We start from the raw sequence: 15,479 nt of genomic DNA, 5'->3' as shown, positions 1-15,479 counted from the left end.
GTTATCCGCCGCAGGTGCCGGCGGGGTGTTGCACGGTGCGGACTGTCGTCACGTCGTGTCCGCCGATCGCCCCAGTCACCCGGACCGTCGCCGAACCCGCCGGCACCGACACGGCACGGGTGTTGAAGGACTGGTAGGCGTTCGCGCCCGACGCGACGGCAGTGAACGACCGCTCGCCGTACGGCGTCTCGAGGGTGATGCCCACCGGCGCGTCGTGGTCGTTGCGCGCCTGCACCGCCACGTACGCGTTACCGCCCACGCACCGTGCAGACGCGGTGAGCGTGACGGGCAGGTCGAGGCTGGCCGCCGCGAAGGCCCAGTTGTCGATCTCGAAGAGGTCGACACCGGCCGGGCCGGTGTAGGTGAAGTAGACGTCGTGCACGCCACTGACGCCGTCAAGCTCGGCGGTCACCTCGGCCCACTGCCCGACCGGGCTGTCCACTGTGGCCGTCCCGACGACGGGACCGTTGACGTCGTCCAGCCGTACCTGGATCTGCCCGCCGGCGGCCAGCGCACGCACCCGCGCCGTCAGGCTCTGCGCGCCGTTGTCGCCGAAGTTCACCGAGGACAGCGCCGACCAGTCCCCATTGTCGATGTCGCGGACCACGAGGTTGGGTGCCGCGCCACCGAACTGGGCGGAGCCGCCGTCGACCTTCGTGGTCGCGACGCCCTTGCTCCAGCCGAAGGTCTCGGCCTCGAAGACGCGGTACGGGTCGAAGTGGCGGACCTGGTCCACGCCGGCGTAGGTGCCGACGACCTGCTGGATGGTGCCGTCCGGGTTGAAGGCCAGTTCCTGGATGTGCGGGCTGCGATATCCCTGGGTGGTGTTGCCGTTGATGCGCTTGTTCAGCGTCGGGGCGTGGTACGTGAAGTAGTACTTGCCCCCGAACTCGAAGACCGACTGGTGGTTGTTGCCACCGGTGCCGGCCCCGAAGAACTGCGACTGGTTCGGGAAGAGCACACCGGCGTAGGTCTCCTTCGGCCACGACATCGGCCCGTCGGAGATCATGTAGCCGATCTGGCCACCCCCGGGGTAACCGGGGAGCGGCTGCTGGCTGCCACCGAAGTCGTTCCCGCCGAAGTGCGAGGAGTACGAGAAGTAGTACTTGCCCTGGCGCTTGAAGACGTGGCCCGCCTCGAAGGCGACCGGGGCGTCGACCACAGCGGCCGTCCCCTCGGTCGAGACCATGTCATCGCCGAGTTCGATCGACCGGATGTTCTTCGGGTTGTTGAAGCGCTCGGCCGGCGGCATGCTCGTCGACGCGGGACCACCACCGAAGTAGAGGTACGGCTGGCCGTCGTCGTCGACGAACGGGGCCGGGTCGAACTTCCACGCGACGGCCTCGGCGCCGGGGGTACGGCCGTCGATCAGCGTGCTGGTGCGCTCGCTGGTCCACGGGCCGAGCGGCGACGCACCCGTGATCACGTTGCTGGAGCCACCGCCGTTGGCGTAGTAGAGGAAGAACTTCTCCACTCCGTTCACCACCTTCTTGGTGATGCCCGGAGCCCACGAGTTGGCGGTGAACGGGGCCACCCCGTTCGGGCCGGCGACCTGGATCTCACCGTGGTCCGTCCAGTTCACGAGGTCCTCCGAGGAGATCACCGTGATCTGGTTGATGTCGCCGTAGTTGATCCCCGGTGAGACGCCAGTGGTCGGGTTCGGCGCGTAGCCCTGGGTGTCGTTGGTCATGTACATGTAGACCCGGCCGTCGTGCACGAGGCCGAAACCGTCAGCCCCGAACTTGTGCCCGATCAACGGGTTGTGTTCCCCGGGCAGCTTGCCGACGACCTCGATGGTCTTCGACGCGGGCGCGGGCGGCGCGGCGCCGACCACTGACACGTCGTCGAGCTTGAAGTCCATCAGGTGCAGAGCCGGGTCGGTGGACGGCGCGCTCGTCCAGGGGGTCTCGAAGAACAGGCGCGCCGTCGACACGCTCTGCGTCGTCGGGATCGTGAACGTTCCGTTGAACTGTGCCCACTGGCCCTTCGTCGCCGTCACGCTGACGAGGTTGGTGTAGGTGCCACCGCCGTAGTGCATCGTGGCGAAGAACTGCTTCGTCGCCGGTCCGCTCTCGTTCTCGTACTTGATGCGGGCCGTCAGGGTGTAGGCCTGCCCGGCCTGCACCTTGCCGCTGAGGTCCTGCATCGGGCCGGACCCGGTGGTCGTCCGGCTGGTGACGAGCGCCGCGTTCGCGCCGGAGTGGGCGTCCAACGTGGCCGACAACTGGGCGCCGTCGGAGGCGTTTCCGTTGTTGACGAACCAGTTGGTCAGCCCGTCCTCGAACCCGCCGTTGACGACGAGGTTCGTGTCGGCGGCCTGGACCGGCGACGCCGGGGCGACGAACCCCGTGGCCAGCATCAGGCCGACCGTCGCGAGCGCTGCGACCCGTCCTCGGGTCGCCCGTCGCATTCGTTGTTCCACGAGACATCCTCCTTCATCTCTGACGTGCGGTCATCGGTGTACGGGGGATCGGTGGGTGCGCTTTCCGTGGGTGGTCCGGGCATCAGGGGTCGACTGCCGCCGCCGGTCCGAGAGTGGGCGGCGGCGCGGGGCAGGTCGGGTGTACCGCGCCGCCCGGCCGGTGGCCGGTGGTGCTGGTCGGTGGGCCGAGGGCTCGTGGTGGGGTTATCCGCCGCAGGCGTTGGCGGGGTGCCCGACGGCGTGGACGGTGGTCACGTCCCGGCCGGCGACCGCCCCGGTGGCCCGGACATTCGCCGAGCCGGCCGGCACCGACGACACGCGGGTGTTGAACGACTGGTAGACGTTCGAGCCCGGCGCCACGGCGGTGAACGACCGGTTTCCGTACGGGCTCTCGACGGTGATGTCGACCGGCTCGTCCGAGTCGTTGCGCGCCTGCACCGCCAGGTACGTCTTGCCGCTCAGGCAGCGCACCTGGGCGGTGGCCGTCACGGGCAGCGCCGCCAGCACTCCGAGTCGGGCCAGTTGGTAGCTGAGTGCCCGCTCCGGCGCGTCGATCTGGTTCTGGGTGCCGAACTGGCCGGCCCGTGCCGACGTCGCCGCCGCGAGCGCGGACTGCGTCGCGGCCCACGCGTCGGCCGGGTAGTGGCGCGGATCGAGAGTCTGCGCGTGGGCGATGGCCGCGTCGAGGGCTGTGGTGTCCAGTGGCCGGGCCTGCGCGGTCAACACGTCGCTGAGCAGGTAGTCGTCGAAGTCGACGTGGCCGCCGGTCTCCTGGGTCGCGTAGGTGAACAGGCCCACCCGGTGACCCATGAAGTGGGCGAGGCTACCGTCGAGTGCCTGCGGGCCAACGCGGTTGCCCAGCCGGGTCCAGTGGACGCCGTCCAGGCTGTAGTAGAACGTCGTCCACAGCTGGCCGACCGGCGCGGAGAAGTCGAGGTCCGCCTTCACGTGCACCTCGGTCGCGTCGCCCAGCGACACCGTCGTGCCGGCGATGAAGTTCTCCAACGTCGACTGGTCGAGGTCGACAGCGAACGGCTGCGACCGGTTCACGACGCCGAGGGTGTTGACGTCACCGACGCGCTTGACCGCCACGTACGAGAATCCGCGGTTGTAGGCGGCCAGGCCCGCGACGTCGCCGTTCTTCATCCCGGAGACGTCCATTCGGGTCTGGACCGACTGCCGTGGCCCGAACGTCCGCTGCGAGAGCGTGTTGCGTGCCTCCTCGAACCACGCCAGCTCGGCCCGGTTGGACAGCTTCGTGTAGACGTACTGGCCGGTGACCACACTGCCGGCCGTCAACCGCAGCCAGCCGTCGCGGTCGGTGAGTGACCAGTACCGGTTGTCCGGGGCGTGGTTCCACTCCCAGGCCAGGTCCAGCCGTGAGCCGTTGGGGGCGATCTCCGCCGGGTCGAGCGGCGCGGGGACGGTCCACTGCTCGTCCTGGTACGCCTTGTGCGGCGCGTCGTTGGCGAAGTCGTCCGAGGCGACGATGCTCTTCTGCCGCTCGAACAACTCCTCGGCCGGGCTGAGCCGGATCGGCTTGTCGAACAGGCCGTTGACCGGTACGACCCCGTTGGTGCCGAAGGTCGGCCACCCGTTCTGCCAGGTGGCGGGGATGAGTGCCGGGATCCGGCCGATCGGGAACGTGTCCCGGAAGAACATGCCGTGCCAGTCCGTCCCGCCGCCCGCGCGGCTGATCGGCACCAGGCTGCCCTGCGCGAAGCCGTTGGAGTTGAGTACGCCGCGCGCCTCGTAGGTGTTGACCCCGCCGGCCGAGGTGTAGCGCCCGAGCAGGTCCTTCGACCGGAACATGACCACCTGGCGCCCCTGACCGGAAGGCCAGGTGATGATGACGGCGTAGTACCAGCCGTCGATGTGGTAGACCTGCGCGCCCTCGAACAGCCCACCGATGAACGGCTGACCGGCGTAGTTGTTGGCGGTGAAGATGTTCGGGTAGTCCTGCGCGATGGCCGTCAGGTCGGCGTTGAGGCGGACGGCGCTGGTGCCGCCGGAGCCGTAGAAGATGTACGGCGTGCCGTCGACGTCGAAGAAGAGCGACGGGTCGTGCAGGCCACGGCCGAGGGCGGTGCGCTGCCACGGGCCGTTCTCGATGTCGTCGGTGCGATAGAGGTACGCCCCGCTGAGGTTGTTGGTGTTGAAGACGGCGTAGAACGTGCCGTCGTGGTAACGCAGCGACGACGCCCACTGGCCCTGGCCGTACGAGTTCTGGCCGTTGCGCAGTGAGAAGGAGTCGCCGATGCTCGCCCGGTCGAAGACGTAGTTGACGATCTCCCAGTTGACGAGGTCGTACGACTTCATGATCGGCGCACCCGGGCTCAGGTGCATTGTCGTGCTGATCATGTAGTAGACGTCGCGGCCCTCGTCGTTCTCGGCGGCTGGCACCCGCTCGACGCTGATGTCCGGCACGTCGGCGTTGAGCAGCGGCACCGAGTAGGTGCCGGCGCCGGTGTCGGTCGAGGTGTACGACGATCGGGGCGACCATCCGTCGGCGGCGTGCGCGGCGGCGGGGGTGGCCACCAGGCCCGCACCGACGAGAACGGCCGCCGATGCGAGCGCACACAGTGAACGAAGGCGATTCGTGAGCACTGTGGACACCCGTCGGGCCAACGTGGTCGTGGCATGACGAGCGGCGGCGTTCAGGCTGTTCACAGCGGATGCGCGGGCGATGTTCAGGACACGCGAGCGGACCGACACGACCAAGGCGAGCTCCAAACGCGAGAGCGGCGTGAAGGCCATCGTGTTATCGCTAACAACCCCTGTCAAGACTATCGATGAAACGCGCCCGAAGTATCCCCGTAACACCGCCGGCCGTCCACAGTGGACGGTCACACCGCAGCTCCGACCCCGGTGATCATGAAGTTATTGCCATGACACGCCGTCATTGACGGTAATAACTTCATGATCACCGGGGAGCGCGGCGGCTCGAGCGCCTCAGTCGTTCAGGCAGGCGCGGACGGCGGCCGTTAGGCGGTTGGCGCGCTCGTCGCCCAACCCGCGCATCTGGTTGACCACGTAGCCGAAGCCCACCTGATGCTCGGCGTCGGCGAAGGCCAGGTTCCCGCCCGCGCCGTCGTGGCCGAAGCTGCGCTCACCCAGCAGGGGCCGGGCCGGTGGCGAGTGCAGCAGGAAGCCGGTGCCCCAGCGCTGCCCGGTGTCCGGCGGCCCGTGCCGCTGCTGGCCACGCGAACGAACCACTACCGCGTCGTCCACCGACGCCGCCGTCAGCAGCGGTGCACACTGGATTTCCGACACACAGGCGGCGTAGAGGCGCGCGAGGCTCTCGGCGGTGCTCACCGCGCCCGCGCCGGGAACACCGGCGGCCCGAATGGCGTCGTCGTTGAAGCTGACCAGGCCGTCGGCGTCGGCGGGGAAGGCGAAAGCACCCCCCATGGTGATGCCCCGTTCGGCCACCGGGTCCACGAACGGGTCAGGGTCCGGGGGCGGTGCCAGGCCCCAGGCGACGGTGTCGCTCTCGGAGGCCGGGAGTCCCAGCCAGGTGTGCAGCCCGAGCGGCCCCGCGACGGTGTCGGCGAAGAACGCGCCGGGTAGTTGGCCGGTGATGCGGTGGATCACCTCACCGACCAGCCAGCCGTAGGTCATCGAGTGGTACCCGTGCGCCGTGCCCGGTTTCCACAGCGGGGCCTGCTCCTCGATCGCCGTGACGACCGGATCCCACGCCAACACCTCGTCGAGGGTCAGCGGTCGGTCCACCGCGGGCAGACCTGCCTGGTGTGTGAGCAGCCAGCGCACCGGGATGTCCGCCTTGCCGTGCTGTCCGAACTCCGGCCAGTAGCGTGTCACGGGAGCGTCGAGGTCGAGCCGACCCTGTTGGACCAGCAGGTAGGCGCAGATCGCCAGGATCCCCTTGGTGCAGGAGAAGACGACGACCGGCGTGTGCGCGTCCCACTGCCGCCCGGTACGGGTGTCGGCCACCCCGCCGTGCAGGTCGACGACCTTGCGGCCCCGCAGGTAGACGGTGACCGCGGCGCCGACCTCTCCCCGGGAGGTGAAGTTGTCGCGGAAGACGTCGGCGACGCGCCCGAAGCGATCGTCGACGTCGCCGTGGATCTGCGGCTGTGTGACCACTGCCTACCCCTTCACTGACCCTTGGATCAGGGCCTTGATGAACTGTCGCTGGAAGATCAGGAACACGATGAGGGTCGGGGTGAGGATCAACAGCGACCCGGCGCACAGCAGCACCAGGTCGGTGCCCCACTGGCCCTGGAACGCTCCGAGCGCCCCGGCCATGGTGCGTTTGGTGGCGTCGTCCACGAGGACGATGGCGAGCAGGAACTGGTTCCACGTCCAGAGGAACATCAGGATCGTCAGCGAGGCGATCGCTGGCCGGGCGAGCGGCACCTGGACCCGCCAGAACAACTGCCACGTGCTGCTGCCGTCCACCCGGGCCGCCTCGGACAACTCGACCGGCACGTTGGTGAAGTGGGCCCGCATCCAGAACACCGCGAACGGCATGTACAGCCCGATCAGCGGCAGGATGATGGCCCAGCGGGTGTTGAGCAGGCCGAGGTCCTGCATCTGGTAGTAGAGCGGCGTGACCACTGCCTCGAACGGCAGGGTCAGACCCAGCAGGAAGAGACCGAAGACGAGTCGGCCACCGGGCACCCGCAGCTGACCGAGCCCGAAGCCGGCCATGGTCGCGATGAGCACCGACACCGGTACGACGCCGGCCACGATGAGCAGGCTGGAGCGGAGCAGGGCGCCCATGTTCGCGGCGGTGAAGGCGTCGGCGAAGTTTCCCCACTGCGGGTCGGACGGCCACTCGAGCCCGCTGGGCACCGTGCCCCGGGGCTGCAACGCCGCCGAGAGCATGCTCACGAACGGCAGCAGGGTGACGACGATCAGGGCGATCAGAAAGACCCGGCCGGTCAGTTGTTCGCGTCGGCTCAGGTTCACGGCTTCTCCCCTCGGCTCAGGCGCTGGATGGGTAGCACGCACGCCAGCACCAGCAGCATGAGGACGACAGCGAGCGCCGAGGCGAGCCCCACCTGCCGCTGCGAGAAGGCCAGCCGGTAGATCTCCAGGCCCGGCACTGTGGTCTGGAGGCCGGGGCCGCCGCTGGTGGAGATGTAGACGATGTCGAAGCTCGCCAGCGCGGCGATGATCGTCACGGTGAGGCAGACCCCAATTTCCTGGCGCAGGCTGGGCAGGGTCACGGCGAGGAACTCGCGGACCGGACCGGCACCGTCGAGGCGGGCGGCCTCGTACAGCGCCGGATCGATCTTGCTCATGCCGGTGACCAGCAGAATCGTGCAGAGGCCGAGCAGGACCCAGGCCCCGATGACGCCGACGGCGGGCAGCGCCGTGTCGAAGTCGCCGAGCCAGGCGCGGGCGACGCCACCCAGCCCGACCGCGCGCAGCGCCTGGTTGACCAGACCGTTCGACGAGAGCAGCCAGCTCCACGCGATGCCCGCCGCCACCAGGGGGATGACCTGCGGCAGGAACAGGATGGTCCGGACGACGGTGCCGAACGCGCCGGTCGTGATCCGGCGGACCATGCTCGCCACCAACAGTCCCAGCGCGACGGGGATGAAGCTGAAGAAGACGATCAGCACCATCGCGTTGCCGATGATTTTCAGCAGGTCGCTGTCGGTGAAGACGGTGAGGTAGTTGTCCAGGCCCACCCAGCGGGCCGCCCCGATGCCGTTCCAGTCGTAGAGCGAGTACTGGAGGGTCAGGACGAGCGGGCGCAGGACGAACACCGCGTACATCACCAGGGCGGGCAGGACGTACAACCAGCCGGTCCCGGCCGCGCGGGCCCACCGGAATCGGTGGGCCCGCGTCGGGGTGGGGCGGGCGCGACGATCGTCGCGCCCGGTTGGTGCGCTGCCGAGGGCAGACGTCATCGGGACAGTTCCTTCTGATACTCGGCCTGGACCGCCTTCACGTACCCCTCGGGCGTCTGCTGACCGGCGATCAGCTTCTGCATCTCCGGCGTGATCGCGGCGGCGAAGATGCCGCCGGTCGCGTTCGCGGTGAAGTCCACAGCGCCGTTCTCCGCACCGAGCTGCTGCGACGCCTTCAGGGTCTCGGCCAGCACCGTGTTTGGGGTGGCGCTCGGCACCGGCAGGTCACTCGGGCCGCCGGGGCTGGAGCCGCCGACTGTCACCGAGATCTCGCGGGCCTTGGCGTTGGTGTGCACCCAGTTCAGGAAGTACGCGGCGGCGTCCGGGTTCTTGGCCTTGGCGGAGACGCCGAAGGTGTTGGGGGCGGACATCGCCACGTGCTTTCCACCGGCGGACTCGGTGGGGAAGAGGAAGAAGCCCACGTTGCCGGGCATCGACTTGTCGAGGTTGGCCGACTCCCAGTCGCCGTTGAACATGAACAGGCCGTTGCCCTTCTGGAACTCCCCCACCATGCCCGCGTAGTCGAGGGCGTTGGCGTCCTTGGTGAAGTAGCCGGCCTGGGCCCACTTCTGGATGGTCTGGGTGGCCTTCAGGGCGGCCGGGGTGTCGAACGTGGCCCCCGGCTTCTGGAAGATCCAGTCGGCGACCTGGGTCGGGTCGCCGAACTGGTTCTGCAGCGCCTGGTGCGGGAAGTTGATGCCAGCGGTGTTCTTGTTGAACTGCATGATCGGCTGGACCCCGCCGGTCTTCGCCTTGGCCAGCAGCTCCTCGAACTCGGCGACCGTCGCCGGCGGCTGGGTCATGCCGATCTGGCTGGCCAGCTTCTTGTTGTAGAAGACGCCGGTGACGCTGTAGCCGAGCCCCATCCCGTACAGCGATCCGGTGCCCCGGGTGTTCTCGCCGACGCGCAGCTGCATGAGCTGCGAGGCGGGGAACTTGTCCCAGCCGTACGCGGTGAAGTACGGGTCGAGGTTCTTGAGCAGGTCGTCCTTGACCAGGTCGACCATGGTCGGGAGCCGGATGATGTCCGGCGAGTTGTCCGAGGCCATCACCCGCGGCGCGTTCTCCACGATCACAGTGAACTGGTCCTCGCGGATGTTGAACGTGACGTTCGAGTGCTGCTTGGAGAACTCGTCGGCCAACGCCTTGGCCAGCGGAAAGCCGGTCTCCGCGTACATGTCGAGGGTGATCGGGTCGGTGCCCAGCTCCGTCTTCACGGCGGCATCGGACTTCTGGGTCGACGACCGGTCCTCGCCCGGCGCGCTGCAGGCCGTCGCGGTCATCCCGACCGCCAGCAGCGACGCGAGGAGCACTGTTCTCCGTCGCGGAAATTTTGTCAGCAATTCTGCCATTTCATGACTCCTTGACATCTCCACGCGTCCCGCGACCCACGGCCGCGCGACGGCTCCACCGGGACCACCGCGACCGGGTGGCCGCCACGACACGTACGCCGTGACCTGTCGCCCGGGCGCAGCACCCGTACCGTCAGCAGATAAAGAACCCGGCACGGCCACCGAAGGCGCCTCTGGAAGCACCAGAAGTGGTCGCTAAACTGATTTAGCAGAGCATGCGCGCGGCGCGGGGAGCTGTCAAGGACAACTTGGCAACGGCGCGGAAACGTCGGGTTCACACCACGCCGACGCGACCGGTCCTCGATCCCGGGCGGCGACGCATCATGATGGGCGGGAGCGGCGCCTGTGGCACCGCGCCTGATTCGGAGGACTGATGGGCCGCAACAGAGCAACACTCGCCGACGTCGCGCGGAAAGCCGGGCTGTCCAAGACCGCCGCGTCGATGGTGCTCAACGGCAGGGAGGGCACCCGACTCTCGGCCGAGGCGCACCAGCGGGTGTTCGCCGCCGCCGAGGAGCTCGGCTACCGACCCAACCTCGCCGCGCGCAGCCTGCGCACCCGCAAGACGGCCACCATCGCGTTCGTCTCCGACATCGTGGCCACCACCCGGTTCGCCGGCGACCTCATCCGCGGCGCCCTCGACGCGGCCCGTGAACGGGACCACGTCCTGCTCATCACCGAGACGCAGGGCGACGCCACCTTCGAGCAGTACGCCATCGAGGCCGTCCTGGATCGGCAGGTCGACGGGGTGATCTACGCGGCGATGGCGACCCGACGGCTGATGGTGCCCGCGGCCATCCTCGGCGGCCCGGTGGTGCTGCTCAACGCCACCAGCCCCGACGGCCTACCCAGCGTGGTCCCCGACGACGAGGGCGCCGGGCGCTCCGTCGCCACCGCCCTGCTGGAGCTTGGCCACCGCGACGCGATCGCGCTCATCGGCCGCAACCGACTCAAGGAGGACGACCCGGAGGTCTCGCTCGCCGCCCGCGCCCGCCTGCACGGCATCCGGCAGACGCTGGACGAGGCGAAGGTCGGCCTCCTGGCCGAGTGTTTCTGCACCGAGTGGTTGCCCGAGCACGGGTACGCCGCCATGCGCAGCCTGCTGAGCAAGCCGAAGCGACCCAGCGCGATCATCTGCATGAACGACCGGCTGGCCTTCGGCGCCTACCAGGCACTCGGCGAGGCGGGGCTGACCGTCCCGGAGGACATCTCGGTCATCTCGTTCGACGACGACCCGATCGCCGCCTGGTTGCGTCCGAGCCTGGCCACCACGGCGCTGCCACACGAGCAGATGGGGCGGCGAGCGGTCGAACTGCTCCTGGACGGGGGCGCCACCGAACCCTCGCTCGTTCCGATGCCCCTGCGCCGACGCCGGTCCCTCGCGCCTCCGGCCGACTGACCACAGGCCCTCCGATCCGTGTCGCCGGGTTGGCGCTGGCCGATGCTAAAACGGTTTAGTGCTAGGTTTCCGACCATGCTTCGTCTACCCGACCACTGGGTGTGGGACAGCTGGTACGCGCGGGACGACAACGGCCTCTGGCACGTGTTCTTCCTGCGCGCGTCCCGCGCCCTGCACGACCCGCACCGCCGCCACCGCCGGGCCACCATCGGCCACGCCGTCTCGGCGGACCTGCGCTCGTGGCGCCTGGTCGCCGACGCCGTGGTGCCCGCCGACGCGCCCAGCTGGGACGACCTGGCGACCTGGACGGGCTGCACCGTCCGCGGGCATGACGGACGGTGGTACCTGTTCTACACCGGCGTCGGTCGTGCGGAGGACGGGCTCGTCCAACGCATCGGACTGGCCGTCTCCGACGACCTCATGACCTGGCACCGGCACGGCACCGAACCGATCGTCGAGGCGGACCCCGCCTGGTACGAGCTGCTGGACAAGGAGCTGTGGTACGAGCAGGCGTGGCGTGACCCGTGGGTGTTTCCCGACCCCGACGGCGAGGGTTGGCACATGCTCATCACCGCCCGCGCCAACACCGGTCCGGCGGACACCCGTGGCGTCGTCGGCCACGCCACCTCCACCGACCTCGTCACCTGGACCGTCGCGCCGCCGTTGTCGACTCCGGCCGGCTTCGGTCACCTGGAGGTGCCCCAGGTCGCGGTGGTCGACGGGCAGCCGCTGCTGCTCTTCTCCGCCGAGGCCACCGGCAGCGCTCGGCGCGACGACCACCGGATCTGGGTGGTGACCGGCGAGACCACCCTCGGGCCGTGGGACATCGCCTCCGCCCAGCCGTTCGCCCACCCGCACCTGTACGCGCCCCGGCTGGTCCCCGGCCCCGCCCACGACTGGTCCCTCATCGGCTTCCTCGACCACGTCGACGAGACGTTCGTCGGGGAACTCACCGATCCCGTCCCGGTCCGCTACCAGGCCGCGACCGGGCTGACAGTGGACCCGGCGAGGGCGAACGTGGCGCGGTAGAGCGAACAGGTCCGGGCCGAGGCGTCTCGCCCCGGCCCGGACCTGTCGATGTCCAGCTGATGGATCAGCTACGCAGCTGCCACTGCTGGTTCGTACCGCCGGAGCAGGACCAGAGGATCAGCTTCGTGCCGTTCGCCGTAGCGGCGCCGTTGGCGTCCAGGCAGAGACCCGACTGCACTCCCGTGATCGTGCCGTTGGCGTTGACGTTCCACTGCTGGTTGGCACCGCCGTTGCAGTCCCAGATCACCACAGTGGTGCCGTTGCTGGTGCCCTGGCCAGAGGCGTCCAGGCACTTGGTGCCGTACACCATGAGCTGCCGGCTGGCGGTGTGGGTCCACCGCTGGTTGGTGGCCGCACTGATGCAGTCCCAGATCTGAGCCTGCGTGCCGTTGGTGGTGCTGGAATTGCCGATCTCGGCGCACCGGCCCGACTGGGCACCCACGATCTGCACGTTCGTCGGGTTGGTGCCGCCACCGCTCTGCACGCCAGCCGAGTTGATGACGGTCTGGGCGCCCGACGGCCAACTGCCGTTGCTGACCGTGACGTTGCCGTTGACCACGTTGCCGCGGTCGCCGTTGGTCACGTTGGTGGAGTTGTTCGTCGACCAGTTGTTGGTGACGGTGAAGTTGCCCATGTTCTCCGCGTACCAGTAGTTGGCGGTGGCCCAGGTACCGGTGGAGGAGAACACGTTGTTACGGGCGGTGTAGTAGCGGGAGCCCTCGTCGAAGTAGAGCCCGAACCAGCCGTTGGTCCGCAGGCAGTAGTTCTGGTTGATGGTTCCGCCCGGGTTCGCCGACAGCGTGTAGATGCACCCGCCGTCGGTCATCTGCTGCATCACGTCGTGCACGTAGTTGCCGATGACCTGGTTGTTGGCCGCGGTGGTCGCCGTGGTGTAGCGCGGCTGGTAGTTGTACAGACCCCGGTTCGCGTAGTGCTGGCTGCCGCCGGCGTCGTTGGCGCCCCAGCCGTAGCCGACCGACAGGCCGGTGTACGGCATGTTGTAGACCTCGTTGTACGAGACCGTCGCCGTGTTCACGTAGGTGGTCAGGATCGAGACCACGCCCCGGTACTCCAGGCCGAGATCGTGCACCCGGTTGTTGCTGATGGTGATGTTGCGGTTGACCATCCGCTGGTCAGTGGGGTGGTGGGCGTCGGCGCGTACGCCACCGACCACGACGCCACCGGCGGAGTTGCGGGCGATCTCGGAACGGGTGACGGTGATGTTGCTGGCGCCCAGGCCGACACCGCTGGCGTGGGCGTTGGCGTCGTTGCCGATGCCGATCGCGGTCTGCCCGAGGTTGACGAACTGGGAGTCGCTGAACGTGATGGTGTTGGCTGCGGAGACCTGCACGGCGGCGGGCATCTGGTTCCAGTTCGGCCGGGTGGCCTCGAACTGGGGGCAGCCGGCCTGGCAGGAGGTCAGCGCGTCGGACGGCCGGGACCAGGTGCCGGTGATGTGGGCGCCGGTCTGCTGGTCGGCGAAGCCGTTGCTGCTGCTCGGGCCGAGCCAGCTGGTGCCGGTGAAGGTGATGCCGCTGAACGAGATGTGGTGTGCCGGCGTGTCGAGAGTGCCGCCCACGTTGACCAGGGACTGCAACTGCGGCAACTCGACGCTGACCGAGCTCATGTTCTGCCCGGCGAGGGGGATGTAGTTGAGCTGACCGTTGCTGGGGTTGAGGTACCACTCCCCCGCCGTGTCCAGGAACTCGTACGCGTTGGTCAGGTAGAAGGGGCCGGCCCGGTGCGGGCTGGAGAGGGTGTCGAACCCGAAGGTGTTGTTGTTCCAGGCGGGCTGCTGCATCGTCAGGAAGTTGCCGCTGATGCTCTGCACCGGCGAGTACCGGTCGGTGAACGAGCCGACGCTCTCCACCTCGACCCGGTTCTGGTTGCCGAGGTTGTTGAGGTAGTTGAGCGCGCTGTTGGTGAACCGCATGCCCGACGTGGTGAAGGTGAAGTTGGAGCGGGTCATAGCGGTGCGCGCCCGCGTGGCGACGGCCCCGTTGACGTAGAGCTGTCGGGAGTCGAGCCCAGCGCCGACGTTGGCCCGCCAGATGTTCTTCGCGGAGTCGACGAGCGACCAGCCGGTGACGGCCCGGGCGCCGGTGATCGTCGGACGCGCCCCGGTGGCGGCCCGCCAGATCACCTGATAGCCGTTGTTGCCGGAGTCGGCCGCGGTGAACCGCATCGGCGACGAGAGCCGGTAGGTGCCGTTCGCCAACTCCACCACGATGTCACCGGACATCGTGCTGTTGATCGCTCGCACCGCCGTCTGGGCGGCGCTCAGCGAACACGGTTGGCTGGCGGAACAGGTGGTGCCGGTGCCGGAGGGTGACGCGTAGAGGGTGGTGGTGGCCGCGAGGGCCGGGGACGCCGAGGCGGTTACCGCGACCACTGCGGTCACCGCTGTCGCGGCTGCGCCGGCCAGCAGTCGGCGCAGCGCCGGAAGGGACGAGGACACGGGACGGTGCTCCTGACGTGAGAACGGGGTGGGGGTGGCGGAACGGCCTCGACCAGCGCGGGGGTGGCGGGTCGGGGCGGTCATCCGAGGATCTCCCGGAGATAGCGCAGGCCGTCCGTGGCGAGACGGTCCTGCGAGGGGGCCAACGGACGCCAGATCGCCGCAGCGGTGGCGATCGCATCGTTCTCCGCGGTGAACGACTCGATGCAGATCGCGCCCTGATAGCCGGTGTCCCGCAGGACGGCGAAGAAGCGGGGCCAGTCGAAGTGGTCAGCACCGGGAGCGCCCCGGTTGGTGCCGCTGACCTGGACGTGCTTGATGTGTCGGCCGGCGACCGCGAGGGCCGCGTAGGGGTCGGCCTCCTCGATGTTCATGTGATAGGTATCGATCATGATGCCGACGTTCGACGGTAGCCCGTCGATCAACTCGATCGTCTGCTCGATCGTGTTGACGACGCTCGTCTCGTAGCGGTTCAACGCCTCGACACCGATGCTCACACCCACCTCGCCGGCCTGGTCGGCAACCGGCGCCAGGGCCCGCCGGAAGTCCGCGTAGCAGGCCGCCCGAGCCGCCGGCGACATCCGCCAGGTGCGGCCGACCGAGGCGTACGCGGGACCGCCGACGCATCCAGCGCCGACGGCCGCCGCGCTCGCCACGCAACCCATGAGGTACGCCACCGTCGACTCGACGACCGCTGGTGGGGCGTCGACCAGTTCCCGCCCCGGCGAGGTGACCGCGCAGACGCCGGCGGCGACGAGGCCGTGCGCCGCCAACAGGTCTCGGGTACGGATCGGGTCCCAGTCGCCGGGCTGCTCGATCGGCAACTCGACAGCGTCGAAACCGAACGCGGCGATCCGCGGGATCAGCTCGGCCAGGGCCTTGTCGTCGACCGGCGAGGCCCAGACCCAGGGGTTGACGCCGATGGCGTACATCG

At 68.8% G+C, this 15,479-nt stretch carries 10 protein-coding genes; 2 read left to right on the top strand and 8 right to left on the bottom strand.

Features of this window, described 5'->3' with window-relative positions; translation table 11 throughout:
* Position 1 precedes the first annotated feature (1 nt).
* From OHB44_RS10830 to OHB44_RS10805, 6 genes are all read right to left on the bottom strand, one after another.
* Entirely contained in the window at positions 2 to 2,422 is a 2,421-nt protein-coding gene (locus OHB44_RS10830) for a family 43 glycosylhydrolase (RefSeq protein ID WP_330440677.1), read from the bottom strand.
* A 204-nt stretch (positions 2,423 to 2,626) separates the two neighbouring features.
* On the bottom strand, positions 2,627 to 5,029 hold the full coding sequence (locus OHB44_RS10825; protein WP_330440675.1) for a glycoside hydrolase family 43 protein: 2,403 nt from the start codon (positions 5,027 to 5,029) through the stop codon (positions 2,627 to 2,629).
* Between the two features lie 345 nt (positions 5,030 to 5,374).
* A complete protein-coding gene (locus OHB44_RS10820; RefSeq protein ID WP_330440674.1) occupies positions 5,375 to 6,529 on the bottom strand; it encodes a serine hydrolase domain-containing protein in 1,155 nt (384 codons plus the stop codon).
* A gap of 3 nt (positions 6,530 to 6,532) precedes the next feature.
* Positions 6,533 to 7,357, bottom strand: a complete 825-nt coding sequence (locus OHB44_RS10815; protein WP_124860646.1) for a carbohydrate ABC transporter permease — start codon at positions 7,355 to 7,357, stop codon at positions 6,533 to 6,535.
* The gene (locus tag OHB44_RS10810) at positions 7,354 to 8,307 is read right to left on the bottom strand and encodes a carbohydrate ABC transporter permease (RefSeq protein WP_238686434.1); all 954 of its coding nucleotides are present in this window, start codon (positions 8,305 to 8,307) and stop codon (positions 7,354 to 7,356) included. The genes OHB44_RS10815 and OHB44_RS10810 overlap by 4 nt, the downstream gene beginning before the upstream one ends.
* The gene (locus OHB44_RS10805; RefSeq protein ID WP_330440672.1) at positions 8,304 to 9,659 is read right to left on the bottom strand and encodes an ABC transporter substrate-binding protein; all 1,356 of its coding nucleotides are present in this window, start codon (positions 9,657 to 9,659) and stop codon (positions 8,304 to 8,306) included. Before OHB44_RS10805 ends, OHB44_RS10810 begins: the two co-directional genes overlap by 4 nt.
* 373 nt (positions 9,660 to 10,032) lie before the next feature.
* Between OHB44_RS10805 and OHB44_RS10800 the strand changes: the two genes are divergently transcribed.
* Both OHB44_RS10800 and OHB44_RS10795 read left to right on the top strand, forming a co-directional pair.
* Entirely contained in the window at positions 10,033 to 11,058 is a 1,026-nt protein-coding gene (locus tag OHB44_RS10800; protein ID WP_330440671.1) for a LacI family DNA-binding transcriptional regulator, read from the top strand.
* A gap of 42 nt (positions 11,059 to 11,100) precedes the next feature.
* Positions 11,101 to 12,087, top strand: a complete 987-nt coding sequence (locus OHB44_RS10795; protein WP_330440670.1) for a family 43 glycosylhydrolase — start codon at positions 11,101 to 11,103, stop codon at positions 12,085 to 12,087.
* 64 nt (positions 12,088 to 12,151) lie between these two features.
* Here the strand turns inward: OHB44_RS10795 and OHB44_RS10790 are convergent, their stop codons facing one another.
* Together OHB44_RS10790 and OHB44_RS10785 are read right to left on the bottom strand one after the other, a co-directional pair.
* Complete coding sequence (locus OHB44_RS10790) at positions 12,152 to 14,545, bottom strand: RICIN domain-containing protein (RefSeq protein WP_330440669.1); 2,394 nt, start codon at positions 14,543 to 14,545, stop codon at positions 12,152 to 12,154.
* Positions 14,546 to 14,625: 80 nt separating this feature from the next.
* Complete coding sequence (locus OHB44_RS10785) at positions 14,626 to 15,477, bottom strand: sugar phosphate isomerase/epimerase family protein (RefSeq protein WP_238686444.1); 852 nt, start codon at positions 15,475 to 15,477, stop codon at positions 14,626 to 14,628.
* Positions 15,478 to 15,479 lie beyond the last annotated feature (2 nt).

This window comes from Micromonospora sp. NBC_00821 (assembly GCF_036347035.1).
GTDB lineage: Bacteria > Actinomycetota > Actinomycetes > Mycobacteriales > Micromonosporaceae > Micromonospora > Micromonospora hortensis.
This window is presented reverse-complemented; position numbering and strand designations above follow the sequence as displayed.

Excerpts from the sequence above, each read along its gene's own strand:
- OHB44_RS10810 (WP_238686434.1), bottom strand. The coding sequence starts at position 8,307 with ATGACGTCTGCCCTCGGCAGCGCACCAACCGGGCGCGACGATCGTCGC.
- OHB44_RS10805 (WP_330440672.1), bottom strand. The coding sequence starts at position 9,659 with ATGGCAGAATTGCTGACAAAATTTCCGCGACGGAGAACAGTGCTCCTC.
- OHB44_RS10800 (WP_330440671.1), top strand. The coding sequence starts at position 10,033 with ATGGGCCGCAACAGAGCAACACTCGCCGACGTCGCGCGGAAAGCCGGG.
- OHB44_RS10795 (WP_330440670.1), top strand. The coding sequence starts at position 11,101 with ATGCTAAAACGGTTTAGTGCTAGGTTTCCGACCATGCTTCGTCTACCC.
- OHB44_RS10785 (WP_238686444.1), bottom strand. The coding sequence starts at position 15,477 with ATGTACGCCATCGGCGTCAACCCCTGGGTCTGGGCCTCGCCGGTCGAC.